At 63.8% G+C, this 21,891-nt stretch carries 20 protein-coding genes; 10 read left to right on the top strand and 10 right to left on the bottom strand.

The features are described 5' to 3' along the window. Window positions 1–39: 39 nt before the first annotated feature. From VT84_RS25470 to VT84_RS25455, 4 genes are all read right to left on the bottom strand, one after another. Window positions 40–1,245, bottom strand: coding sequence for a hypothetical protein (locus VT84_RS25470; RefSeq protein WP_082841470.1), 1,206 nt, complete (start codon window positions 1,243–1,245; stop codon window positions 40–42). Beyond that, window positions 1,202–2,116 (bottom strand): HesA/MoeB/ThiF family protein, encoded by a 915-nt coding sequence (locus VT84_RS25465; RefSeq protein ID WP_082841469.1) that lies wholly within the window; start codon window positions 2,114–2,116, stop codon window positions 1,202–1,204. Before VT84_RS25465 ends, VT84_RS25470 begins: the two co-directional genes overlap by 44 nt. A gap of 48 nt (window positions 2,117–2,164) precedes the next feature. Continuing rightward, a complete protein-coding gene (locus tag VT84_RS25460; RefSeq protein WP_052560214.1) occupies window positions 2,165–2,590 on the bottom strand; it encodes a hypothetical protein in 426 nt (141 codons plus the stop codon). Window positions 2,591–2,680: 90 nt separating this feature from the next. Beyond that, on the bottom strand, window positions 2,681–2,863 hold the full coding sequence (locus VT84_RS25455) for a hypothetical protein (protein ID WP_052560215.1): 183 nt from the start codon (window positions 2,861–2,863) through the stop codon (window positions 2,681–2,683). Window positions 2,864–3,183: 320 nt separating this feature from the next. Between VT84_RS25455 and VT84_RS25450 the strand changes: the two genes are divergently transcribed. From VT84_RS25450 to hpnC, 3 genes are read left to right on the top strand one after another with little or no spacing between them, the layout of a single operon-like run. Then, a complete protein-coding gene (locus VT84_RS25450; protein WP_052560216.1) occupies window positions 3,184–3,951 on the top strand; it encodes an alpha/beta hydrolase in 768 nt (255 codons plus the stop codon). A 23-nt stretch (window positions 3,952–3,974) separates the two neighbouring features. Beyond that, a complete protein-coding gene (locus VT84_RS25445) occupies window positions 3,975–5,303 on the top strand; it encodes a PhoPQ-activated pathogenicity-related family protein (protein ID WP_052560217.1) in 1,329 nt (442 codons plus the stop codon). Then, window positions 5,303–6,238 (top strand): squalene synthase HpnC, encoded by a 936-nt coding sequence (gene hpnC, locus VT84_RS25440; protein WP_052560218.1) that lies wholly within the window; start codon window positions 5,303–5,305, stop codon window positions 6,236–6,238. Before VT84_RS25445 ends, hpnC begins: the two co-directional genes overlap by 1 nt. A 15-nt stretch (window positions 6,239–6,253) precedes the next feature. Here the strand turns inward: hpnC and VT84_RS25435 are convergent, their stop codons facing one another. Continuing rightward, window positions 6,254–8,170: a potassium channel family protein gene (locus VT84_RS25435; RefSeq protein ID WP_082841468.1), complete on the bottom strand. Its 1,917-nt coding sequence runs from the start codon at window positions 8,168–8,170 to the stop codon at window positions 6,254–6,256. 94 nt (window positions 8,171–8,264) lie between these two features. On the opposite strand from VT84_RS25435, the gene VT84_RS25430 reads away from it, so the two are divergent. After that, entirely contained in the window at window positions 8,265–8,609 is a 345-nt protein-coding gene (locus VT84_RS25430) for a bacterioferritin-associated ferredoxin (RefSeq protein ID WP_082841467.1), read from the top strand. A gap of 5 nt (window positions 8,610–8,614) precedes the next feature. Here VT84_RS25430 and VT84_RS25425 read toward each other — a convergent pair whose 3' ends face one another. Both VT84_RS25425 and VT84_RS25420 read right to left on the bottom strand, forming a co-directional pair. Beyond that, window positions 8,615–8,830, bottom strand: a complete 216-nt coding sequence (locus VT84_RS25425; protein WP_082841466.1) for a type II toxin-antitoxin system HicB family antitoxin — start codon at window positions 8,828–8,830, stop codon at window positions 8,615–8,617. A gap of 14 nt (window positions 8,831–8,844) precedes the next feature. Then, on the bottom strand, window positions 8,845–9,711 hold the full coding sequence (locus tag VT84_RS25420; RefSeq protein ID WP_082841465.1) for a hypothetical protein: 867 nt from the start codon (window positions 9,709–9,711) through the stop codon (window positions 8,845–8,847). Window positions 9,712–9,939: 228 nt separating this feature from the next. Between VT84_RS25420 and VT84_RS25415 the strand changes: the two genes are divergently transcribed. After that, window positions 9,940–11,301: a hypothetical protein gene (locus VT84_RS25415; RefSeq protein ID WP_157469810.1), complete on the top strand. Its 1,362-nt coding sequence runs from the start codon at window positions 9,940–9,942 to the stop codon at window positions 11,299–11,301. 56 nt (window positions 11,302–11,357) lie between these two features. Here VT84_RS25415 and VT84_RS25410 read toward each other — a convergent pair whose 3' ends face one another. Beyond that, window positions 11,358–12,209, bottom strand: a complete 852-nt coding sequence (locus VT84_RS25410) for an SDR family NAD(P)-dependent oxidoreductase (RefSeq protein ID WP_082841463.1) — start codon at window positions 12,207–12,209, stop codon at window positions 11,358–11,360. 99 nt (window positions 12,210–12,308) lie between these two features. Between VT84_RS25410 and VT84_RS25405 the strand changes: the two genes are divergently transcribed. Continuing rightward, entirely contained in the window at window positions 12,309–13,493 is a 1,185-nt protein-coding gene (locus VT84_RS25405; protein ID WP_082841462.1) for an N-acetylglucosamine-6-phosphate deacetylase, read from the top strand. Window positions 13,494–13,549: 56 nt separating this feature from the next. Here VT84_RS25405 and VT84_RS25400 read toward each other — a convergent pair whose 3' ends face one another. Next, entirely contained in the window at window positions 13,550–15,757 is a 2,208-nt protein-coding gene (locus tag VT84_RS25400; protein WP_082841461.1) for a DUF4139 domain-containing protein, read from the bottom strand. A 163-nt stretch (window positions 15,758–15,920) separates the two neighbouring features. Continuing rightward, the gene (locus VT84_RS25395) at window positions 15,921–17,177 is read right to left on the bottom strand and encodes a glycosyltransferase family 4 protein (RefSeq protein ID WP_052560226.1); all 1,257 of its coding nucleotides are present in this window, start codon (window positions 17,175–17,177) and stop codon (window positions 15,921–15,923) included. A 136-nt stretch (window positions 17,178–17,313) separates the two neighbouring features. Here VT84_RS25395 and VT84_RS25390 point away from each other — a divergent pair, with 136 nt between their 5' ends. The 4 genes from VT84_RS25390 to VT84_RS25375 all read left to right on the top strand — a co-directional run bounded on the left by VT84_RS25390 (window position 17,314) and on the right by VT84_RS25375 (window position 21,814). Then, the gene (locus tag VT84_RS25390) at window positions 17,314–17,724 is read left to right on the top strand and encodes a putative quinol monooxygenase (RefSeq protein WP_052560227.1); all 411 of its coding nucleotides are present in this window, start codon (window positions 17,314–17,316) and stop codon (window positions 17,722–17,724) included. Window positions 17,725–18,168: 444 nt separating this feature from the next. Then, the gene (locus VT84_RS41230) at window positions 18,169–18,804 is read left to right on the top strand and encodes a hypothetical protein (protein ID WP_052560228.1); all 636 of its coding nucleotides are present in this window, start codon (window positions 18,169–18,171) and stop codon (window positions 18,802–18,804) included. Between the two features lie 544 nt (window positions 18,805–19,348). Then, window positions 19,349–20,398, top strand: coding sequence for a hypothetical protein (locus VT84_RS25380; RefSeq protein ID WP_052560229.1), 1,050 nt, complete (start codon window positions 19,349–19,351; stop codon window positions 20,396–20,398). Between the two features lie 540 nt (window positions 20,399–20,938). Further along, window positions 20,939–21,814, top strand: coding sequence for a hypothetical protein (locus VT84_RS25375; RefSeq protein WP_082841460.1), 876 nt, complete (start codon window positions 20,939–20,941; stop codon window positions 21,812–21,814). Window positions 21,815–21,891 lie beyond the last annotated feature (77 nt).

Below are 21,891 nucleotides of genomic sequence, written 5' to 3'. Positions count from 1 at the left end.
GAAGGGCGGTGGGTTCGTTTTGGCAACCGCCCTTTAACTTCAACCTGAGAGTCGCTTCAAGCGGTCGATGAGTTCGTGGTCAGCGGCGGCGGACCACGCGAATTCCGGCGGCGGGATGAAGCCGCCCTCGCCCGTGAGTCGCGCCGCGGGGACCGGGCGGAGCGACGCCGAACCGAGTAGTCGGCCGTTCAAACGCAACTCGAAGCCGCTCACCCCTGCAAGCTCACCCACATCGAACAAAGAGGGCACGAACACCGTCGGGCCGTCGGTCACGATCGTGTCCGCTTCGCGCCGCGTGGCGGGATCGGGCGCTCCGTCGATGATCCCCGTGACCTCGAACCGGCACAGCGCCGCCGCGCCCGGTTCGCTCGCACTCAGCACGAAACACGGCCCCACGTGGGCCGCGTCGGTCAGTGCCGGAGGGAGCTTCGAGGTGCGAACGGTGCCGTTTGCGTCCAGAATCGCGAACCGCGTTTCGAGCACGCGCACGCCGTCTGCGAACCGGTCCGCCGAGAATACGTGAACGCGCTGAGCCGTTAACGCGCGCGTCCCCGCGATCCACGTCACCCACCACGCCCCGATCGGGGGCGGCATTTCGGGGCACACGGCCGTGACTACCGCTTCCGTTCGCGCGAGTTGTGCCGCACCCAACGAGACGGGCGCAACGAGGTCGTGCCCGGTGAGCGAGTTGTGAAAGACGGCCCGCAGCCCGAGTTCGGCGAGCGGGACGAGGGCCGTGGGGCAACGCAGTACGGCCGTCGCCAACAGTCCGTCACAGCGATCCGGGACGAACGCGGTCGCGGCGACCGTTCCCGACCCGAACCGCACCGCGACCGTCGCGTTCGTGAGGCTTAGACTCGTAAGGAACCGGTCCGGCGTAAGAACTTCAATCGGGACCGTCGCGAGGACGCGGCCGTTCCACAGCAGATCTCCGTGGACCGTGCCGGCCGGCACCGGGAACCGGAACGAGACGCGGAACCGCTCGTCCGCGTCGGGTTTGAGTGCGTCGGCGGGGAACGTGGCGGTCGGGAGCCGGAGCGAGAAGTCCGTTTTGCGCCGGGCGGGGTACGGGAACCGGAACTGCACGTCGAGAACGGCCGCGTCCGCGGTCCACGGCACGGGCGCGGCCCAGCGCGTGGCCCCTGCGCGCTCGTAGCCGACGAACGCGGCGACCGCGCGCGGGCGCGTGCGGCGGAACAGGTTATCGCGCGCCCAAACGAGCCAGCGCGTCGTCCAGTGCGGCATCGAGTTGGTTCCCGGTCGGTGCGGGAGCGGATTCCCCGCAAGTCAGGCACGTGGGCGCACGCGGAATCCGCAGCCGGTGCGCGCGGAACGCGGTATCGAACACGCCCGGCACCACTTGAAGTGAGAAGAGGATGCTCAGGGCGGAATCGGTGGCGGAAGAACCTACCCCCCCGTCCCCAAGGGGAGAGGGGCTTAAAGCAGAAGATGGTTCTGTTCCCCCTTCCTTCTTAGGGAAGGGGGTTAGGGGGTTAGGTCGCCTTTCCCCCAGCATCTCCAGTGTCACCAGTGCGTGCATTCCTGCGATCACGGCGATGCTCGCCTTGCTCGCGGGTATGGTAGCTTCGGGTTGTGCAGCGGTCGGGTTGCTGTAGTCCGGGGGCGGGCCGCTCGGTTGCTCGGTCACTTCGCGCTTGAGATGGCTCGCGACACACCCGTAGCACGCCGCACCCGGCGCGAAGCGGTGGACCCACCCGCCGATGCCGCCGCTCAGCACTTCGCCGAGTGTCCACGGCTTCCCCGCGCCGCGCATGAGTGCGTCGAACGCGAACTTCGCAGCCTCGTTGTCCGCTGCGCACACGCCCACATCGCACGCAGAAGCGATGCGCGCGAACTCGGCCTGGCGTGCGGGATCGGTGATGTCCTCCACGCGCGCGTCAAACGCGACGTCGGGACGGATCGCGCGAATCCACTCTTCTGCGAGTTCGCCTTTGAGACGCCCTACGGATGAGAGCGGGAACAGGTGACGGTAAACGTTGTGCGGAGCGTAGACGTCCGGTTCGACGAGGGTGATACGGGTGATGCGCGAATCGCGGGCGAGGAAATCGAGCACGGCCATTCCGCCGCTGCCCGCGCCGACTTGAAACAGGTGCATGGGCTCACGCCGGGAACCGAGAACTGTGGCGAAACCTTTAACGCGAAATTACTTGGCCTCGGGCAACGGCCACTCGCCGGTTTCGTGCCAGAGTTCGTAGCAGAGCAGCCAGCGCCACGCCGCGACGACCGCGAACACGCAGGTGAACTGGCTCGCGTCCCAGCGGCTCGACGCGCGCGTGGACCCCTGGCGCCACAAGCAGATCGTTTGCCCTTCGAGCAGGTGTGGGCAGTGCTTCAGCGGGGTCATCACCCGCGTTTCGGGAGCCATGATCGGGTAACTGGAGAGCAACCGCGTTTCGAGCCGGTAGACGTTGTGGCACGGCTTCAGGCAATACGAGAGCGTCAGCCCCCCGCCGACCCGCGCTACCGCGATGCGGTAGTCCGGATCTCGGTCGGCGTTGTAGCGCTCGATGGCCGGTACCTCGACGGACAGGAGCCGTCGCTTGCCGGGTTCGGTGTCGAGAAGGCCCATTGGTAGAGTGAGGCGCGCGGGATCGGAGCGAGCGAATCAGGGAGTCGCGGCGCGGCCGGACCCTATGCGCCCCACGCAGACCCCTTGCACTCAATAGTGGACCGGGACCGATTTCACGGCGGCGATCACCTGTTCGTCGGGCACGTCTTCGGCGGTACCGGCGAAGCCGGTGTCTTTCGGATCGATGAGCAGCGCGACGCCACGATCCGCGTGGCCGCGCAGGGCCGTGAGGAGCTGGCGGCGCTCCGCTTCGGCGAGGGGTCGAAAGTCCATAGCTCGGTCCTCAAAACGGACAGAAAAAAGGGCGACGGGTTCTGGGCCGTCGATCGGGCCGGGCGCGTGAAGGCGCCCGAAAGTGCGTCGTAGTGAGGGGCCGTGCGGCGGTTGAGTGGGGCCGCGCGGCGCGGTTGTCAAAGCGGCCGTCGTCGGAAAGGCGGCGGTCGGATGCCGTGTTCGGCTCGGACCCGGACACGGCGATATTGAAGAGGCCGGTCCTGGCGTTTGGATCGGTCGTTGGTTACACCAACATCACCATAATACCCGCGCCCGCGGGCCGCACAAGAAGAACTGTAAACTCAACGGCCGGAAAACGCATGCCCGCGGACCTCGTGACGATTTCATTACCCGGCGGCGCGCACCTCACCGGTACCTACAGCGCCGGAACCGAGCGCCCGGAGTTCGCCGTGTTGTGGGTTCACGGGTTCGGGAGCCACCGCGGGGGCGAGAAGGCGGAATCGCTGCGTGCGGAGTGCGCGCGGCGCGGGTGGACGTTTGCCGCGTTCGATTTCCGCGGTCACGGTGCGTCGAGCGGGAGCATGTACGATTTACGTGCGAGCGGGTTGCTCGAAGACCTGACGGCTGTGTGCGACTGGCTCGGGGAACGCGGGCACGTGCGGCTGGGGCTGGTCGGCTCCAGCATGGGCGGGTTCGCGTCCGCGTGGTTCGCGAAGGCGAATCCGGAGCGCGTGGTGGGGTGCGTGTTCCTCGCGCCCGCGTTCGTTTTTTTGGACCGCCGGTGGAACAATCTGACCCCTGAAGAACAGATCGCGTGGGCACGCACCGGTCGGCGCCTCGTCCAAAACGAGTGGGTGAGCGTCGAAATCGGCATCGGGTTGGTCGAAGAACGCGCCCGGTTCCGGCCCGAGGAGCTGGTCAGCGGGTGGCGCACGCCTTCACTGCTCTTTCACGGCCTCGCTGATGACGTCGTTCCCGATAGCGATAGTCTGTTCTTCGCGCGCCGCGTCGAGTACCCTCATGTAGAACTGCGTCTATTGAAGGACGGTGACCACCGGCTGACCGCGTATAAAGACGCGATCGCGGGCGCCGCCGGTACGTTCTTCGCGAACCTCGTTGGAACCTGATTCCCCTCCCCGGAGACCTTCTCTTGCGTTTCTTCACCCTCGCCCTCGCAGCGCTCGTGGCGCTGCCGGCCCTGGCCCGTTCCGCCCCGGAAGCTCCCCCCGCTCTGCCGACCGAACTGGTGGATTACGTCACCAAGAAGGACGATTCCTTCTCGTGGAAGCTCGCGGGCAAGCAGGAGACGGACAAGGGAACGATTTACGACATCGACCTCGTCTCGCAGACGTGGCACGAGATCAAATGGGACCACAAGCTCCAGGTGATCGTGCCGAAGGGCGCGAAGCCGCAGGCGACGATGGTGCTGTGGAACCAGGGGGGCACGCCGAACCCCTCGTCCGGGCTCCTGGGGCTAGCGCTCGCGGAGCGGATCAAGGCGCCGATCGCGTTTCTGTACGGGGTGCCGAAGCAACCATTGTTCGACGGCAAGAGGGAAGACACGCTCATCGCCGAGACGTTCGTCCGGTACCTCGAAACGAAGGACGGTTCGTGGCCACTGTTGTTCCCGATGGTGAAGAGCGTGGTGAGGGGGATGGACGCGCTCCAGGCGTTCGCGAAAGAGGAGTGGAAGTTCGAGCTGAAGTCGTTCGTAATCACCGGCGCCTCGAAGCGCGGGTGGACCTCGTGGTTGACCGCGGCGACCGGTGACACGCGCGTGAAGGCCATCGCGCCGCTCGTGATCGACACGCTCAACATGCCGGTCCAAATGAAGAACCAGGTGGCCGCGTTCGGGAAGCCGAGCGAAATGATCCACGACTACACCGAGCGCAAACTGGTGCCGATCCCGGACACGGCCGACGGGAAGAAGCTGTGGCGGATGGTCGACCCGTGGGTGTACCGCGACAAGATCACGGTACCCAAGATGATTCTCAACGGGGCGAACGACCCGTACTGGCCGCTCGACGCGCTCAACACGTACTGGGACGACCTGAAGGGCGATAAATGGGTGCTGTACGTGCCCAACGCCGGCCACGACCTGCGCGAGATGGACAAGGAAGGCAAGAAGGAACTGCTCCCGGCTCGCGCGGTGAACACGCTCGCCGCGTTCGGTCACTGCCAGATCTTCGACAAGAAGATGCCCGCGATGTCCTGGGTGTGCGACGAAAAGGCAGGAGTGTGCCGCCTGGAAATAACTTCCGAGGCGAAGCCGACCGCGACCCGCGTGTGGACGGCGGAGTCCGACACGCGCGACTTCCGCAAGATGCGGTGGACCGAATCCCCCAGCGCGAAAACGCCTGTTACGGTTCACGCCCCGGAGAAGGGGTTCCGGGCGTTTTTCGCCGAAACCGAGTACGACCTCGACGGGCTGAAGTTCACCCTCTGCACGCAGCTCCGCATTCTGGAAGCGAAGAAGTAATGAGTTGGGACTTCGCACGCGAGTTGGAGAAGTGGGGACCGTCTCGGATGAGCGGGGGGCTGGTGCCCCCCGTTTCGTTGAGTGACGCGCGGGCGTACTGTGCGTATGTCGCGAAGGCGCACTACGAGAACTTCACGGTCGTTTCGCTGCTCCTCCCGCGCCGGCTGATCCGGCACTTCCACGCGGTCTACGCTTACTGCCGCTGGTCGGACGACCTCGCCGACGAAACCGGCGGCGGGCAGTACGCGCTCGACCTCATCGAGTGGTGGCGCGAGCAACTTCGTGAGTGCTATTCATCGGGTGAAGAGGCGCCCGCGCCGCGGCACCCCGTTATGGTCGCGCTGCGGGGGACGATTCAGCGATTCAACATTCCGCCGGAACCGTTTCTCGACCTGCTCGTCGCGTTCGAGCAGGACCAGCGGGTGAAGCGGTACGACACCTTCGATCAGCTCCTCGGGTATTGCCGGAATTCGGCCAACCCGGTCGGGCGGTTGGTGCTGTACCTGTTCGAGTGCTTCGACGAGGAGCGCGCGGCGCTGTCGGACGAAGTGTGTATCGGGTTACAGATCGCGAACTTCTGGCAGGACGTGTCGCGCGATCTCGACATCGGGCGCGTCTACCTTCCCGCCGAAGATCGGCAGAAGTACGGCTACACCGACGCGGACCTGGATGCCCGCCGATGTACGCCCGAGTTCCGCGCGCTCATGCGGTTTGAAGTCGACCGCGCGCGCGCGTATTTCGCACGCGGGGCCGCGCTGCTCCCGCTCTTGCCGCGCGAGGCGTGCGTGGACGTGGAACTGTTCATTCGCGGCGGCGAAGCGATTCTCGGCGCCATCGAGCGCTGCGACTATGACGTGTGGACCCAGCGCCCCGAAGTGACCAAGCTCGCGAAGATGAAACTGCTACTCGGTGCGGTGGCGAAGAAATTCCTGTAGAGCGTGTCGGGCACTTTACTCGATCCGCGTGACCACCTTTTCGCGCTCCAGTTGCTCGGTCAGTTCTTGGGCCTCGCCGCGCGTTAAACCTTCGTTGAGCACGAATGGCAGTTGCGACATGATCGCGCTCGCTTCTTCGACCGTGCAGCCGCGCTGGAGCCGCACGTGTGTCGCGAGCACTCCCATTGCCGTTGCCGGGAACGTGTCCACCACCACGCGACTCACCGCGGCGGGGCGCTGGAGCCGGAGCAGGCGCTCGTAGTCGGGCAGTTCGGCCACGACGGTGAGCTTGTCGCCCACTTTCAGCCGGTACCCGCGCACGTCGTTCAGATCCCGACCCGAAAGGGCAACCGGTAACAGTGCGTAGTCGAGGACGATCGCGCGGAGCGACTTGCCGTTCAGGTGGTCGTCGGCGTCGTTGACGACCAAATCGATGATGACCAGCGTGCGCCCCGCCGCAGATACGAGCGTTTGCACGCTGTCGCCGTAGAGCGCGGACGCGAACGCCGGGGCCGCCAGCGCGGGTACCGCCATCGCGTGCCGGATCTCGGCGGCTTCGCGCACGGCCTCCGCGAACTCCGGTTCACTGAGCCGCACCACGACCCGTTGCTTCGGTCCCATCTCGCGCACCAGGAGAGCGATCTCGATGTTTCCGAGTTCGCTTGATGTGGCGGCGATTACGGCCTTCGCGGAATCGGACCGGGCCTGGCGTAGTATTTCGGGCACGGTCGCGTCGCCGACGAACACGGGCACGCCCATGCGCCGAACGGTCTCGAAGAACGGCCCGTCGTTCTCCTTATCGATGGCCACGACGCGCTCGCCCATCGCGGTCAATTCTTGCACGAGCCGGTACCCGACGTTCCCCAACCCGCATACGACGACGTGCCCACCGTCGGGCACCCGGCGCATTTCGAGTGCGCCGCCCAACCGCGCGCGGATGAGGTAGTTCGTGAGGATCGCGGTGAACCCCGCGACGAGGGCGGCCCCGGCTAGCTTCAAGATGCTGATGAACACCTTCGCCCATTCGGGCTTGTTCTCACCGTGCAACTCACCACCGGTCGCGATGATGCTGACCGTCTGGTACAGCCCGTCGCCCCACGCGGTGCCGATACCGTACCGGAACGTCAGCGTGCTGATTAGCAGCGTGACGAACAGAACCGGCGTGATGATCTTCACCGAGAGATCGACTTCGAGGAGCGTGCGCCGGGCCGTGCGCACCCACCGGCGCACTGTGCCCGCCCACTTTACACCGGCGAGTAAATCCCCGCGGAGCCGCTGCAACAGCTTTTGCAACGCCGCCGGCGGGCCGCACACAATGAGCCGGTCGCCCGGTGCCAGAGTCGCGCTGCCGTTGACGTTCAGCAGGAATTGCGGATCGCCTTGGACGGGCACGAACGCGAGGGGTGTGAAGCCGTGCGCGGCCGCGAGGTCCGCGATGCGCTGCCCGATCAGTTCGGAATCTTCGGTCGCAACCAGTTCGGAAATCTGACGCGGGCCGTCGTCAAGTTTGAACGCGCCGAGCGCGTCGCCCGTCACCGCGGTGAGGGCCAGGACCGGGGCGACGAGCGCCGACACGCTGAGCGCGACCGTGTTCTTCACCGCGCCGCCGAACCGCGCGATCAGGTTCTGGTTGAACATGCGGACCACGACGCGGGTGGTCGGGTTCAGCTTGCGCGCGAGGAGCGCGGTGGAGATGTTGACCAGATCGTCCGACGTGACGATGACGATCCCGCGGGCGTCTTTGATGCCGGCCTGTTCGAGCAGCTCGTGGCGCCGGCAGTCACCTTTGAAAGCCGTCACGCCGGCCAAGCGCGGGTCATTGGGATCGGCCTTGATGTCGATCACGACGACCGGCAGCCCGGCGGCTCGGAGTGAGTCGAGCACGCGCCAGCCGACGCGCCCCAGCCCGCACAGCAGAACCGGACGTTCCATACGAGAACTCACTTCTCGGTGCGGTTGGTGCCTTCCATAACGATAAAATAGAGCGAACGAGCGCCTCGACACAAAGCTATTCGGACGCCGCGCAATGAACTTAGATGATAAAGTCTGTTACTGCTTCCACGTGTCGCGTCGGAAGCTCGTGAACTGGGTGCGGCACAACGCGCCGAAGGTGCCGAGCCAGCTTTCGATGTGCGGCGGAGCGGGGACCGGCTGCGGGTGGTGCATTCCGTTTTTGAAGCAGATCTTCAAACAGGGGACCGGGCCGGGCGCGGGTTGTGCATCGTGTGTGGCGACGCCCGACGAGACACTCGATGCACTCACGCCCGAAGAGTACGCGGCCCTGCGTGCAGAATATGTGAAAGCCGGTAACGGCACACCCCCACCGGGCGCGGAACCGTTACCGGAAGCAAAAGACGAGAAGACGGACTGAGGGAGCTACCCTTCGACCTCGACGTATTCGACCTGACAGGACGGTTCGGGAACGGGTAGCTGGTCTTCGATCATTCCCTCCAAGTGGAACTGAATGGCTTCGCGAATTAGCTGCTCGGTTTCTTTTTTCGTGTCGCCAGTTGCCACGCAACCGGGAAGGTCCGGCACATATGCGGCCCAATTGGTCCCGGCGTTCTCCAGCACGACCGCGTAGCGCTTCATGATTTGTCCTCGTCTCACCAGTGGTTCGGCAGCTTCTCGCTCCGTAGCCAAGCGGTGTACCACAAGTCGAGCGTCAGTTGCGCGCCGGCTCGGACGCGGGCCAGGATGAACGCGCGGCTCTCGGCCGTCGGCTTGTCGAACTCGCCCGCGGCGTCGAAGGCGTAGCACTTCGGAATGTGCGTGTGCGACTCCTCAATGAACTTGTTCACGTGTGCCCACACGTCGTCGATCTTCTTCGCTTCTAACCCGCGGCACACTTCGTCCGGCGTGATCTTGTTCTTCTCCGGGAACCCGTCGATCTTCGCGTGAATGCCCTTTTGCTTCGTGGTGCCGTCGGCTTGCTTCAGGCCGTCGTAGTCGCGGGTGGTGTGTAGCGGCATCGCGGCGTCGCCGGTGTAGTGCGCGAGCGTGCCGCCGTGAACGAGGCACTTCATGGGGATCGAGGTGTTTGTCGGGGCCTTGCGGTAGTCGTAGAACCCGACCACCAGTTTCTCGTAATACTCCATGATCGCGTAGGGCAGCATCCCGACCTTGTTCGGCTCCTTCTTCAGCTCGGTGTAGATCATCTTCAGCCCGTCGTAGCGGTGCGTGCCGGGGAGCTTCTTTTCGTCGAGATCCTCCACGTCCAGGAAGTGGTTGCCCTCTTCTTCGCGCCGCAGGAACCCCATTTCGCGGTTCTTCCAGCGGTCCGGGTCCACGGCGAAGTGCGCGAGGTGCTTGCCGCCGTTGCGGTAGAACGCGGGCACATCGTCCGGGAGGCGCGATGCGGCCGCTTCCGCGACCGTTTCGTGCCCACCGGACCACCAGGCGTGGGCGAAACTGCCTAATATCCCCGCCACAACGATTGCCGCGGACAACAGAACTGCCGTGCGCCGGTTCATGATGTTTACCCAGGTTGCCGAGGAGGTTCTCCAGAGCCGGTTATATTCCCGAGTTTACCAGACCGGACGTGATTTCTCGGTGAAGGTGCTCAACCGGGCTACGCGCGCCGACCGATTGTAAACGATACCCGGCAGGATGTCGGGCGGAACGTAGGTCGCGTGAAGGTGTGAAAGCTCTCGCGCTCGGGAGCTTGTGCCCTTTCGCGTGACCCGGCAGGGAGGCCGGACATGCCTCGTGGGTCGTGGGTAGTGCTGACGTTGTTGGCGACCGGGATCGCGCGCCCGGCCGTTGCGCAACAGCCCGGCCCGCTCGAACCGACCGGCGGTCCGCCCGTGTCGTTGGAATCGACCCCTGTTACTCCCAATCGAGATTCGTCCCGTCCGCCACCGATCCTCGGTGCGCCGGTCATGGTTTCGGATCGCGCCCCACAGCCGAGTGTCGCGCCCGCCGGATTCGTGGACGCTCCCGCCGAACGCAAACCGCAGCGCGGCGCATCGTTTGGCGCTCCCACCGCGGCCGCGTCGTTCGGCACGCCGACTCCAAACAACACCGCTACTCCGGTTCCTGCAACTGTTGTGGATTCGGCCCTCGCGCGCACCGCGTACACTCCACCCGGCGCGGACACGGTCAACGAGTTCCTGACCAAGCGATCGGAGCTTCGCGACGAGAAAGAGCCGACCGGACCGAAGGCCCCGAAAGCCGAATCCGCGTCCCGTAAATTCGGCGACGGGTTCGAGAAGATTTTCGGCGCACGCAACGGCGAGTGGTTCCGCAGCGACCACATGTTCGACGGGTTCATTTCTCCTTTGAGTAACCCGTTCCTGGCGGAAGACCCGCGGTCACTCACCGAAGTGCGTCCGATCTTCATTTACCAGAAGGTACCGAACGACCAGCGCGACTTCCGCGGCGGGAACGTCTCGTTCTTCGGGGCACAGGCGCGCGTGGCGATCACGGACCGCTGGTCGATCGTGTTCAACAAGATCGGTGGCGTTTCGGTGAACACGGGCAGCGGGTCGCCGTTCTCCGACGACACCGGGTTCGCGGAACTGTGGCTCGGGCCGAAGTACACGTTCTACCGCGGCGAGGACAACGGTGCACTGGTCGCGGGCGGGTTGCAGTTCCAGTTGCCGGTCGGGTCGAAGGCGACGTTCCAGGACACGGGAACGCTCTCACTCGTGCCGTATGTGACTTACGGCCAGAACTTCCTCCGTGACTTCCGGCTCGGGAGCTTCAACAGCATCATCGCGTCGGGATACTCGTTCAGCACGGACAACCAGCGGAGCGATTACTACTGGCTGTCGGCCCACTTGGACTTCGACGCGGGCAACCTCCACCGGTTCTACCCGCTCGCGGAACTGAACTGGTTCCTGTACACGTCGAGCGGCAAGGCGATGACGATCGGGAGCGAGGGGCGCGACCTGATTAACTTCGGCGGACAGGCCAAGAACGGGCTGCTGACGGGCACGCTCGGCGGGCGCGTGAAGATCACCGAGAGCGCCCAGTTCGGTGCGGGCTTTGAAGTGCCGCTCGCGGGGCCGAAGGATCTCTTCCGCTACCGGTTCACACTGGACTTCATCCTGCGGTATTGAGCCATCGAGTGGCGACCAGTCGGTGTGAGCCGGCCGGTCGCCCGCAATCAAAGCCGCTACTTGGCGGCAGCCGCTTCCAATTGCTTCTTCTTGCGCTCGGTGATCTCGTCAGCGAACAGTTCGCGTACCTTCTTCTTCGAGAAAAAGTCCACGATCCACGGCGCGAACCGGTTCACCAGCACCAGCATTTTGCCCTTGAGGGTGAGCGTCACGTCCAGGCTCCCGCGTTCGACGGCTTTCAGCGTCGCGACCGCGACTTCTTCGCTCGTCATTCCGCGAAGGTGGTCGAGCTGCATCTTCGCTTTCTGCTCCAGCATGTTCTTCGAGAAGTTCGTCTGCGTGAGACCGGGCGAGACGACAATCACATCGATCTTGTCCTTCGCGAGTTCGGCGCGGATGGCCTCACTGAACCCCATGACGGCGAACTTGCTCGCCGAGTACAGCGACCGGGCCGGGAGCGCCCGCTTACCCACGACCGATGAGATGTTCACGATTGCGGGTGTTGTTCCCTGTTTGAGCAGCGGGAGGAGGGCGCGCGTCGTTTCCGTTAGCCCGAAGAAGTTCGTCTCGAAGATCTGGCGCAACACTTCCGGTTCGGAGTCCATGAAGTGCCCGGTGGCACCGATGCCGGCGTTGTTGATGAGCACGTCCATGCCGCCGAAGTGCTGCGTGGCAGCGGCTACCATCGCGGCCCGGTCCTCGGGCTTGGTCACGTCCGCGACCACCGTCTGAACGGTGCCGTTGGCTTTGCGTGCTTCGGCCGCGAGTTCATCTAATAGCGGCTGCGAGCGCGCTGCGGCCAGCACCTTGCACCCGCGCTTCGCGGCTTCCAGCACGAGCGCCCGGCCGATGCCCTGTGACGCACCCGTGACCAGTACCCGTAACCCGTTCAGATTTCGCCGCGCCATGACTCGCCTCCGGTGATCGTTACCGTTGTTCTACAACAACACGCCGGTCGCGTGTGACCCTGCGGGCTAACATGAGTTGGGTAAATTTGAGGGAATGAAATGACTGTAACGGTTTTCGCGAACGCGACACTCGTGCTCCCGGACCGACTCGTGCCGAACGCGAGTTTGGCGATCGAGCGCGGGCGCATTGTGGAAGTCGGCGGGCCGACCAAAGGCGCGATCGATCTCGGCGGAATGTATCTCGCGCCGGGGTTTGTGGATCTGCACGTTCACGGCGGCGACGGGGCCGACTTCATGGACGGCACCGCGGAGGCGTTTCGCGCCGTGTGCCGGTGTCACGCGCGCCACGGAACCACGAGCCTCACGCCCACGAGCACGGTCGCGACCGGTCCGCAGTACGATCAGTTCCTCGCGCTCTGCGGGGAGTTGTACGGCGACGTTCCCGGCGGCGCACGGATTGTGGGGAGCCATTTTTACGGCCCGTACTTCGCGCGCCCGGCACGTGGATGCCACCCGGACCAAGAGTTTCTGGTGCCCGCTCCGGGGAACGCGGAACGCTTCACGAAGCTCGCCGAGCGGATGCCCCTTGTGGTGACGGTGGCGCCCGAAATCGAGAATGCCGAGTGGCTGGTGCGCACTTACGCGCCGCGCGGGGTGCGGTTCAACGCGGGGCACAGCCACGGCACGTTCTCGCAGGTGGAAGCCGCGGTGTCGTGGGGCGTGCGGCACATCGACCACCTGTTTTGTGCGATGTCCGACCGCGCCCGTTTGCGGCTCTCGCAGGCGTTCCCGATGCGCGGCGGGATGCTCGAAGCGACGCTGTTCTTCGACGAACTCTCGACAGAAGTCATTGCCGATGGCAAACACCTGTCGCCGGATCTGTTGCGGCTCGCGTACAAGGTGAAGGGACCGGACCGGCTCGCGCTGGTGACCGATTCGATGCGCGCGGTAGACCAACCCGACGGCGAATACTGGTTCGGCGCGATCGGCAGCGGCGAGCGCGTGCTGAAGAAGGACGGCGTGGGTGTCACGCTCGACGGAACCGCACTCGCATCGTGCGTGATGGGGATGGATCACTGCTTGCGAACAATACACTTCTCGGCCGGTGTACCGCTCCCGGAAGCGGTGCGGATGGCGTCTCTCACGCCCGCGTGCATCCTCGGTGTCGAGAGCGAAATCGGCAGCCTGGAAGTCGGCAAGCGCGCTGATCTGGTCGTGCTCGATCGCGCGCTGAACGTGCAACAGGTATTCGTTGGTGGCGAGCGCGTGAATGGAGTTGCGTAGTCACCGCGGTTGCGCAACGAACGGCCCACGAATGGGCCGTTCGTTGTTTTCTCATCTCAGTCGGAGATGTTGGCGAGGAAGTCCTCGTACTTCTTGCGGGCGTTGAACTCGTCAGCCGTGAGGCCCTTCTGCTTGGCGGTGAGCGCGTCGATCTCCTTCTCTTGGTCCGAGAGCTTCTTTAGGTACGTCGCGTACACCTCGGATTCCTTGGGCGTCTCGCGCAGGTTCTTGCGAATCCGGTCCTGGTCCACCGTGAATCGCTGCAGGTCGCCGTTCACATGGTTCAGCTCGCGCGCGGTGTTGTCCCAGACGCCCTTGAGTTTGAGCGCCTCGTTGAGCTTGTTCTTAAGGCCCGCGCTGATCTCGTTGAGCGACACGAAGTATCGGATCTGGTCTTCAGACCCGTTGGTCAGCGCGATCGTGCTCACGTCGTCGCGCTCCTCCTTAACGGTGAACGACTTGGTGTCCCCGGCTTTGAGTGCGATCTGGAACCGGAGTACCTCGGGGGTGTCCTCGGCCGGCTTGTCCGTGTCCACCAACTTGAACTGCTGGCTTGTCCGGTTCGGGTGCTCGATCAACAGCGTGCGGTCCGTCTGAGCGCGATTCACGGCCTTGTATGTGGTCTCTTCCGTGATCTTGGTCGTGGTCGTCACGATGCCCTTCACGGCCTTGATACTGGTGATTTTCTGCTTGCCCGCGCCGGCTTTCGGATCGACTTCGGTTCCGAGGTCGATCGCGTAGCTCAAGAGGCGCTCTTCGTTGGGTTGAACATCGAGTACGCGCGTGTCCCCGGCGTAGGTGCTTCCCTCGAACACCGTGATCGGCCCTTGATTTAGGTGCGCCCCACTGGTGTTCTTGAGGCGCAGCCCAAGCAAGGGGTGCTTGGCCTGGACGCCCGCGTTGTAGATCGAGACGCGCGTCCCTTCGATGTCCTTGCCCACGATCGGGAGTAGCGCGCTCTTCTGACGGACTAGGGTGACCGGGTGGTCGATCGTGTACTGGAAGAAGTCCCCTAGCGCACCTGCGGTCGCCGCATTACCGACGCTTCCCGTGCTCATGCGGCGAGCCAGTTCTGCTGCGGTGTCCTTCCCGTACCGGGCCTCCGGGTTGTTCGCGACGGTCGCTTTCTTAAGTGCGTCCATGTTATCGTCGGCGTAGCCCACTGGGGGCGACGCTCCAGCCGGCATTGCACCCCCGCGACCGAACCCACCTTTGGCGCCCGGTTTGGCGTCAAGTTTTGCCTGTCCCGCTTCCCCGAGTGGCCTGTCGAAAGCGATCCCGTCTGTGTCCCTCCTGAAATTACCGCGGTAAGTAACGGGGCGGAGTGATGCGAAGAGTTCGGGTTCGACGGTGGGTCGATTGATGTAGAGTGGGTTGTACAGGTCCATCTTGAACGAAATCGGGCGACCACTTACGAGCGCCATCTTGACCGTGGACCAGTCCTCGTCGGTTGGGTTCTCGACCATCGCCCAACCCTGCAAATACGGCTTCTCTTGGTCCTTCAGGAGCAGGCGGTAGCTGGTCTTCCAGATGGGCGCGTCGACGACGTAGCCGACCTGGACCTTGCGCTTCCCCTCGCCCGCGAAGTGCAACTGAACGGCCTTCTTCTGGCTGTCGTGCGAAAGCGCCAGCACCTCCAGCGCGCGCCGAAACTCGTTCTCGATGACCGGGTTGCTGAATCGGAGGGACTGGATGTCGCTCATCTTGATGGCGCGCATACCCTCGGCGCACCACATATTTAGCACTTCCGCGTCGGTGGTTTGGGTACCTGCAGGGACTTTCTGCTTCTCGACCCCGACGATAGTCCCGGTGAGCTTGCCCGGTTGGTTCGCGGCCGTTGCACTGACCGCGACTTCGATGCGCTCGCCACGCAGTTGGGCGATAATCCCGGCGAATGTGGGATTTCCGTTGAGGTTGATCGCGAATGAGCTGAGGGTGCGTGCGATGGGTTCGCGGGAATCGTAACTCACGGCGGAAACGCGCCCGTTCCCGAAGTCCTCAAGGACCATGCTCTTGAGCAGGTCGTTCACGTCGCTTTCGGGGAACGTGAGGTCGACGCGCGCGTCACCCTCCACTTCGCCTGAACGCGAGAAGTACCCCACACCGCTGTTGAACAGGATCACGCGGGTGATCGGGAGGACGGTGGAGGGTTTGAGGTCTTGCTTCGCTTCGCCGGCCGCGCTGAGCCACTGATCGACGCCCACACCCAGCCCGACCGCGCCCGCGACCGGAACGCCCAACAGTAGCCACTTCGCGCTAAACATGGCGAGAAACCTCATCGAATTGAGGGAACTGCCGTTCCTCGGAGGGAGGAACGGGGAGAGTCACCTTACTCGACGAGCGACCCCGGCTTCGCGCTTGGCAAATGCGAAATGTTACATTCGTGTGACACCCGGAAACGCGCCCAATGCGAAAACCCACAACCGGTTAGGCTTCGGTCAGTGCCGGGGTGCGAGCAACCGCGGTCCACACGCTGTCGAGCCGCTCGGCGAGCAGTTCCCACGAGTAGCGGGCCAGAACCTGGCGCCGGCCGCGCTCGGCGGTGTCTTGCAGTTCGTCCGGGCGCTGGATCGCGTCGAGCGTCAGTTTCACCAGTTCGTCGGTCGAAATCGCGACGAACAGGTCGCGGTTCGGCGTCAGTTCCAGTCCCTCGGCCCCGACCCGCGTGCTGACGACGGGCGTTTCGGCCGAAAGTGCTTCGAGAATCTTCAGCCGCGACCCGCCGCCGATCCGCAGCGGCACCGTGAGGAACCCGCAGCGCGCGAGGAACGGCCGCACGTCGGGCACGTCCGCGTGAAGCTCTGCCCCGGGCGTTGCTGCGGCCAGCGCTCGCAACCACTCGGGCGGCCGGCGGCCTACCAGCACGGCCGTCGCGTGCGGAACACGAGCACGCACGCGGGGCAGAACTTCGTTCAGAAGCTGTTCCGCGGCGTCCTGGTTCGGGCGCCAGTCGAGGCTGCCCATGAAGAGCATTTGGGCCGGATCGCGTTCGATGTCGCGTTGCGGGCGGAAGTAATTGACGTCCACGCCGTTATCAACGACCCGCGTGCGGGTTGCGCCGAACTCCGTGCGCATGAGCGTCGCGTCCTCGCGGCTCACGGCAATCGACGCGGTCGCGGTCGAATAAGCCCAGCGCTCGAACCGCTCGAACTTCTTTAACTGCTTGCGGATGTACCATCGCTTCGCCGGGTTATCGGCCGTTTCCACGTAACGCTGCCAAATGAGCGATTCGACGTTGTGGGCCATGACGGTCCACGGAACGGAATCGAGGCGCGGACCCAGTGCGTCACGCAGCACCTGGGCGTAAGGCGTCCACTCGCAGTGCCATACGTCGACCGCGTTCTCATTCGCGAACGCGCGAACCGCCTCGGAGAGTTCGGGGCTGGCGTGCGTGCTGACCGAGTAGGGTAGTGGGGAGAGCAGGTTTCCCGCCAAGCGTGCGTAGAAACCGGCCCCGGATTTCGACGGCACCGCTCGGTCCACGACGACTGTTGCGATCCCGGCCGCGCGGAAGGCGTCTTCGGCGTCCAGGGCTTCGTTGCGGTCCGGGTTCCGGTGGCAGAGGACCGTCACTTTGTGCCGCGTCGCAAGGCGCTGGAGCAAGTTGAAGGTGCGAATCCGCTTTCCCGACGTAAGTGGGAACGGCAATTCCTCGTCCAGAACCGCAATGTTTAGTTCGCGCATGGGGATTCCCTTCCCGACATTGAGGGCGGGAGATTCTCCCTAAAGTTTGGGATGTGAGCAACCGCAGTTTTCCGCGTGCAATCGCGCACGCGGTGTGGTTCGATAGCTCGGCCCAAATTACCAAGGAGACGGACCCATGTTTCGTGCGCTACTACTCACCGCTCCACTTGCGCTGCTTGTGGTCGCTACCCCAACCCCGGCGGCCGACGAGAACCCGGTTGTCGCGCTCATCAAGTCGAAGGTCAAGGACGAGAAGAAGCCGTTCGCGCTCCTGGTCACGTTTAAAGTGAAGGCCGGTAACGAGAAGAAGTTCGAGGAGGCGTTCGCCCCGGCGCTGGTCGCCACGCGGAAAGAACCGGGGTGCGTCGCGTACTACCTCAACCGCGACCCTGACGAACCGACCACCTACGTCATGTACGAGCACTTCAAGGGCATCGCGGCGCTCGAAGCCCACATGAAGGAGAAGCACACCGGAACGCTACTCGGAACCGTGATTCCGATGTGTGAAGGCGAACCGAAGATCAAGGTTTTGGCCGTGCCAGAGTAACTGCTGACCTTCGGGTCTTGAGCACAGGGCTCCCGCCCTGTGCTACGCCCGCCGGCCCCTCCGGGGCGAAGAAACACCAACCATTTCATGGGTAGTGGCTTCGGTTCCGAGGCTAACATTTGCTAACATTTTGGGGCCACTAAATGTTATGCGATTGCCGTAAATTTCGACTGCGTATGTGTTTGAGTAAATAGGCTGTGTTACGCACTTCTCCCGTTTTGGGTCGGCATCGGATCGGGAATCCCAGTTTCCAACAAACGCTTCAGAACACTGATACTCTAGTGTACGCAATGGCACGTTCTCCTGCATGAGAAATTGGGAAGAATTTCCCGGAAAAGCGAACCGCACTCTGTTTTCTCTTTCTGCCTCCCAGTAGATCGCCACCGTTGTATCGGCGGGCGAGTTTTGCTTACCCTGTGATGGCCGGGTAATAAGGGGGCGCCGATGACCGAAGCGGAATGGCTGGCCAGTAAAGACGCCTGTCAGATGTTATGGGGAGACCAGAGGACGAATTTCAGCCCCAGGAAGCTGCGCCTGTTCGCTTGCGCCGTGAGTCGGCGCCTGTGGAACCGGTTCGACCAGGAGGACATCCACCGCGCTGTCGAACTCGCCGAACTTGTCGCCGACGAACGCGCCCCTGCCAATAAATTGCAGCCGGCGTGCGACGCGGCGTTCAAGTCCGTTCGGAGGCGGGAGGCCATTCGCGCGCCGTGGGCGGCTGCAAACAGTGCCTATCCCGACGCTTGGCACGCAGCGGCGGCCTGCGCTACCCAAGCCGGGATGACCGGGTTGCGGAAGGCCGGTGTGACGGCCATCTTTCGTGAGGTCTTCGGTAACCCGTTTCGCGCCGTCACTCTGGATCGCCGGTGGCTGACCGCGGATGTGGTCGCGCTGGCTCGGTCGGCTTACGAAGAACGCGCTTTGCCCAGCGGCGAACTAGATTCGGTGCGCCTCGCAGTTTTGGCCGACGCGGTTGAAGAGGCGGGCTGCTCGGACGCGAGCCTACTGGACCACCTGCGAAGCCCGGGGCCGCACGTGTGCGGGTGTTGGGGTTTGGATTTGCTTTTGGGGAAGAAGTAACGGGGCGAGGCGTGGGGCGCTGTACCCTGTTTTCTTCCGTAGCCTTTGTCATCTTTCGTGAACAATTTGCTCAGTTTTGATCCGCATTCTCTGCGGTTCGTGTTTCAATTTCGCCCTGTTTTCATCCCGCACGCTGCATTTGCGCCACTTTTAGCATTTCGGCGGCTTCCTTGCGGGTGGTTTCGGAACGCGACCTTGTGCTGAAGCATCGTAATTGCTGGCAGGCGGTCGAGCGCCTCGGGCATAATCCCGGTCAGTTGCTGGAGCGTGTCCGGCACGCGCTTCAAGCGACTCGTGTGGCTCGCACATTCAACCTCCGCACCAGGTCACTATGTGGCGCGACTCAAATGGTGCGATTGGGTACCCCGCGGCGCCCGAAAAGCTCCGGCCGACTCAGAGTTTGTGCTTGCGGCTCGTACCTCGGTAAGGTTTCCGACTTTTGGAACCGCGGCGCCAACGCCACCGGTGCGCATTCCGTTAGGGCTGCACGGGGCATCGCCCGCCCCTTGCAAAGTGGCTCCGCGTCTCCAATTTCGAGGCTCACATGTCCCAAATGGCGTGGCTCGTAGCCGTCTGCGGGTTAGCACTGGCACCCACTCCACTGGTCGCTGCGGACACCAAAACCGGGAGCAAGGCGCACGCGGCCGAAGCACTTCGTGCGGCGCTGCAAAAACAAAAAGTCGAGATCGACGGCGCGAAGATCGGCGACCTGACGTTGGTCGATGGCCTCAAACAGCTCTCGAAACAACACACCGTCTCGTTCGTCGTTTTGGAAGAAGAGTTCAAAGCCCAGAAAGTGACCGACATCAGGGATAAGAAGTCGTTTCTCAAGACGCTGGACACAAAAGACCTGTCCGTTGCCCAGTTCCTCAACGTGTGGCTGACGACCCTCGGTGCGACCTACAACGTGGCCCCCGACTACGTCGAGATCGTCCCGGTCAGGCGCGTAAACAACGAGGCGGCGAAAACGGCCGAGAGAAATCAGACCGAAAAAGATCTCAACACCCTCCTGACCCAGGACGTCGACCTGGGCGATAAGAACTTCAACGAAGTCCCGATCTTCGAGTTGCTCTCGCTCCTCTCGAAACAGCACGATTTGAGCTTCGTCGTTCGCGAGGAACAGTTCAATGAGATCGGCCACCCGAACTTCAAAGAACAGAAGCCGAAGCTCATCGCGACGCGGTTCAAAGGGGTGACGCTCTACCAGTTCCTCACGGTGGTGCTCGACAGCATGGACGCGGCGTTCCTGGTGAAGCAGAGCGGGATCGAAATCGTGCCCGTCGTGTTCGCGGCCGAGGTCACCAAGTCGGCCACCACCAAAATCACCGAGGGCCGCGTGCGTCTGAGCGAACCACTCGTGTCGATAATCGCGAAGGACAAGTCACTGAACGAGGTCGTCACCAAACTCGCCAAGGATTTCGACCTGAACATTCTCGTCCTGCCCCAAGCCAGTAATGTGGACGTGAAACCCAGCCCGATCCGGTTGCTGAACGTACCCGCGGACAAGGCGATCGAAGCAATCGCACTCCAATACGGTCTTCAAGTCACACGAAAAGGGACCACGTTTCTGCTCACCAGCGAAGTCGGTAACTAACCGGTCAGTCGGAACGCGACTCGGACGGATCGGCGCACGACCGCAGCTGCGAGAAGCTCCATCCGCTCGTTGGCACCCGCGCTTCGTCAAGAGACTTCAGGCGAACGGCCGGTGAGGGTCCGAGTCGATCGCGGAGCCGCTTCGGTGAACCCCGCCCGCAAGGGCGGCGGGTGGGTGTACGGGGTGCGATCACCAATCCCGGTGGGAACGAACGACCCGCCCACAAGGGCGGGCTCACCGCTTTAACGCGCGCAACAATCAGTCACGATCGGCTCGCACCGGGAGCCTTTGGGTGACAGACAAGAGGAACCTCTCACCGGCTGTTCGCCTGAAGTCTCTTGACAAAACGCGGGTGCCAACGAGCGGGTGGTGCTTCCCAAAGTAAGTGGCCGCCTTGAGATACGTCCTCTCCAAAGCCGGACCGGGTTTTTATTAAAGCGGTCCAATCTTGTTCGAGGGGTGCCCCGTCTGGTAGGGTGCGTGAGTTCGTTCCGGCCCCGGCACGCGCCGGCGGTCGTCACATCTGTGGAGCCATATTCCATGCGCTCGACCCTGTGTCGGATGTTCGCGGTCGCCGTGTTCGCGGCCCCGGTGGTGACTCCGTCGCTCGCGCGCGGGGCCGCCCCGACGCCCGCGGCCCCCGCCAAGACGACCTCCCCGATGGACGCGGCGCGCAAGGCGCTCGACGAAGTCGGGGACATGAACTACCAGGGTAAGTCCCTCAACGAGGTGATCGGGGATCTCAAGGACCGGGCCAAAATCGGGGTGACCATCGACCCGGCCGTGTACCAGTTCGGCCTCGACCCGAACCAGCCGACCGTCACGGTTACGCTGAAACAGGTGAAGTTGAAAGACGGGCTCCAACAGGCCCTCGCCCCATTCAATCTGAAGTGCGGGCTGACGCGGGACGGGCTGTACATCTCCACTGAAGAAGGGCTGATTACCAAGCAGTTCCGCCAGCGCGTGAACGTGAACTGCGACGGCATCGCGTTCGGCACGGCCGTGAAGCAGCTCTCGGCCGATTGCGGCGCGAACATCGTGATCGACCCGCGATTGAAAGACAAGGCGAACGCGGCCGTCACCCTGAAGCTCGATGACGTACCTCTGGAAACGGCCATCCGGCTCATGGCCGAGGTCGCGGACCTGGGCACGGTGCGGATGAGCAACGTGCTGTTCGTCACCACGACGGAGCGCGCGGACAAGTTGCGCCCGAACGCCGACGGTCCGACGCAACCCGCGCCGGGCAACCCGGTGTTCCCGTTCCCTGCGGGCGGCCCGGTCCCACTACCCGCCGTCGGAGGCGCGGCCGGCGCTCCCGGCGTGTTGCTCCCGGCCAACCCTGTGGTAGTGCCGGAGTTGCCCGTAGCCCCGCCGCCGGCGCCCGAAAAGCAGCTGCCGGCGCCCGGGAAGCCCTGAACGACCGGAAACTAACGACTCGTGGTACAGGCCTCTGGCCTGTGGACGTCTCCCACAGGCCAGAGGCCTGTACCACG

The sequence above is a fragment of the Gemmata sp. SH-PL17 genome (assembly GCF_001610855.1).
GTDB classification, from domain to species: Bacteria; Planctomycetota; Planctomycetia; order Gemmatales; family Gemmataceae; genus Gemmata; species Gemmata massiliana.
The sequence above is the reverse complement of the archived record's forward strand: the minus strand, read 5'-3'. Positions and strand labels throughout refer to the sequence as shown.

Excerpts from the sequence above, each read along its gene's own strand:
- hpnC (WP_052560218.1), top strand. The coding sequence starts at position 5,303 with ATGAGTTGGGACTTCGCACGCGAGTTGGAGAAGTGGGGACCGTCTCGG.
- VT84_RS25455 (WP_052560215.1), bottom strand. The coding sequence starts at position 2,863 with ATGGACTTTCGACCCCTCGCCGAAGCGGAGCGCCGCCAGCTCCTCACG.
- VT84_RS25470 (WP_082841470.1), bottom strand. The coding sequence starts at position 1,245 with ATGCCGCACTGGACGACGCGCTGGCTCGTTTGGGCGCGCGATAACCTG.
- VT84_RS25405 (WP_082841462.1), top strand. The coding sequence starts at position 12,309 with ATGACTGTAACGGTTTTCGCGAACGCGACACTCGTGCTCCCGGACCGA.
- VT84_RS25420 (WP_082841465.1), bottom strand. The coding sequence starts at position 9,711 with ATGAACCGGCGCACGGCAGTTCTGTTGTCCGCGGCAATCGTTGTGGCG.
- VT84_RS25415 (WP_157469810.1), top strand. The coding sequence starts at position 9,940 with ATGCCTCGTGGGTCGTGGGTAGTGCTGACGTTGTTGGCGACCGGGATC.
- VT84_RS25450 (WP_052560216.1), top strand. The coding sequence starts at position 3,184 with ATGCCCGCGGACCTCGTGACGATTTCATTACCCGGCGGCGCGCACCTC.
- VT84_RS41230 (WP_052560228.1), top strand. The coding sequence starts at position 18,169 with ATGACCGAAGCGGAATGGCTGGCCAGTAAAGACGCCTGTCAGATGTTA.
- VT84_RS25430 (WP_082841467.1), top strand. The coding sequence starts at position 8,265 with ATGAACTTAGATGATAAAGTCTGTTACTGCTTCCACGTGTCGCGTCGG.
- VT84_RS25380 (WP_052560229.1), top strand. The coding sequence starts at position 19,349 with ATGTCCCAAATGGCGTGGCTCGTAGCCGTCTGCGGGTTAGCACTGGCA.
- VT84_RS25465 (WP_082841469.1), bottom strand. The coding sequence starts at position 2,116 with ATGCACCTGTTTCAAGTCGGCGCGGGCAGCGGCGGAATGGCCGTGCTC.
- VT84_RS25410 (WP_082841463.1), bottom strand. The coding sequence starts at position 12,209 with ATGGCGCGGCGAAATCTGAACGGGTTACGGGTACTGGTCACGGGTGCG.
- VT84_RS25395 (WP_052560226.1), bottom strand. The coding sequence starts at position 17,177 with ATGCGCGAACTAAACATTGCGGTTCTGGACGAGGAATTGCCGTTCCCA.
- VT84_RS25390 (WP_052560227.1), top strand. The coding sequence starts at position 17,314 with ATGTTTCGTGCGCTACTACTCACCGCTCCACTTGCGCTGCTTGTGGTC.
- VT84_RS25375 (WP_082841460.1), top strand. The coding sequence starts at position 20,939 with ATGCGCTCGACCCTGTGTCGGATGTTCGCGGTCGCCGTGTTCGCGGCC.
- VT84_RS25460 (WP_052560214.1), bottom strand. The coding sequence starts at position 2,590 with ATGGGCCTTCTCGACACCGAACCCGGCAAGCGACGGCTCCTGTCCGTC.
- VT84_RS25400 (WP_082841461.1), bottom strand. The coding sequence starts at position 15,757 with ATGTTTAGCGCGAAGTGGCTACTGTTGGGCGTTCCGGTCGCGGGCGCG.
- VT84_RS25425 (WP_082841466.1), bottom strand. The coding sequence starts at position 8,830 with ATGAAGCGCTACGCGGTCGTGCTGGAGAACGCCGGGACCAATTGGGCC.
- VT84_RS25435 (WP_082841468.1), bottom strand. The coding sequence starts at position 8,170 with ATGGAACGTCCGGTTCTGCTGTGCGGGCTGGGGCGCGTCGGCTGGCGC.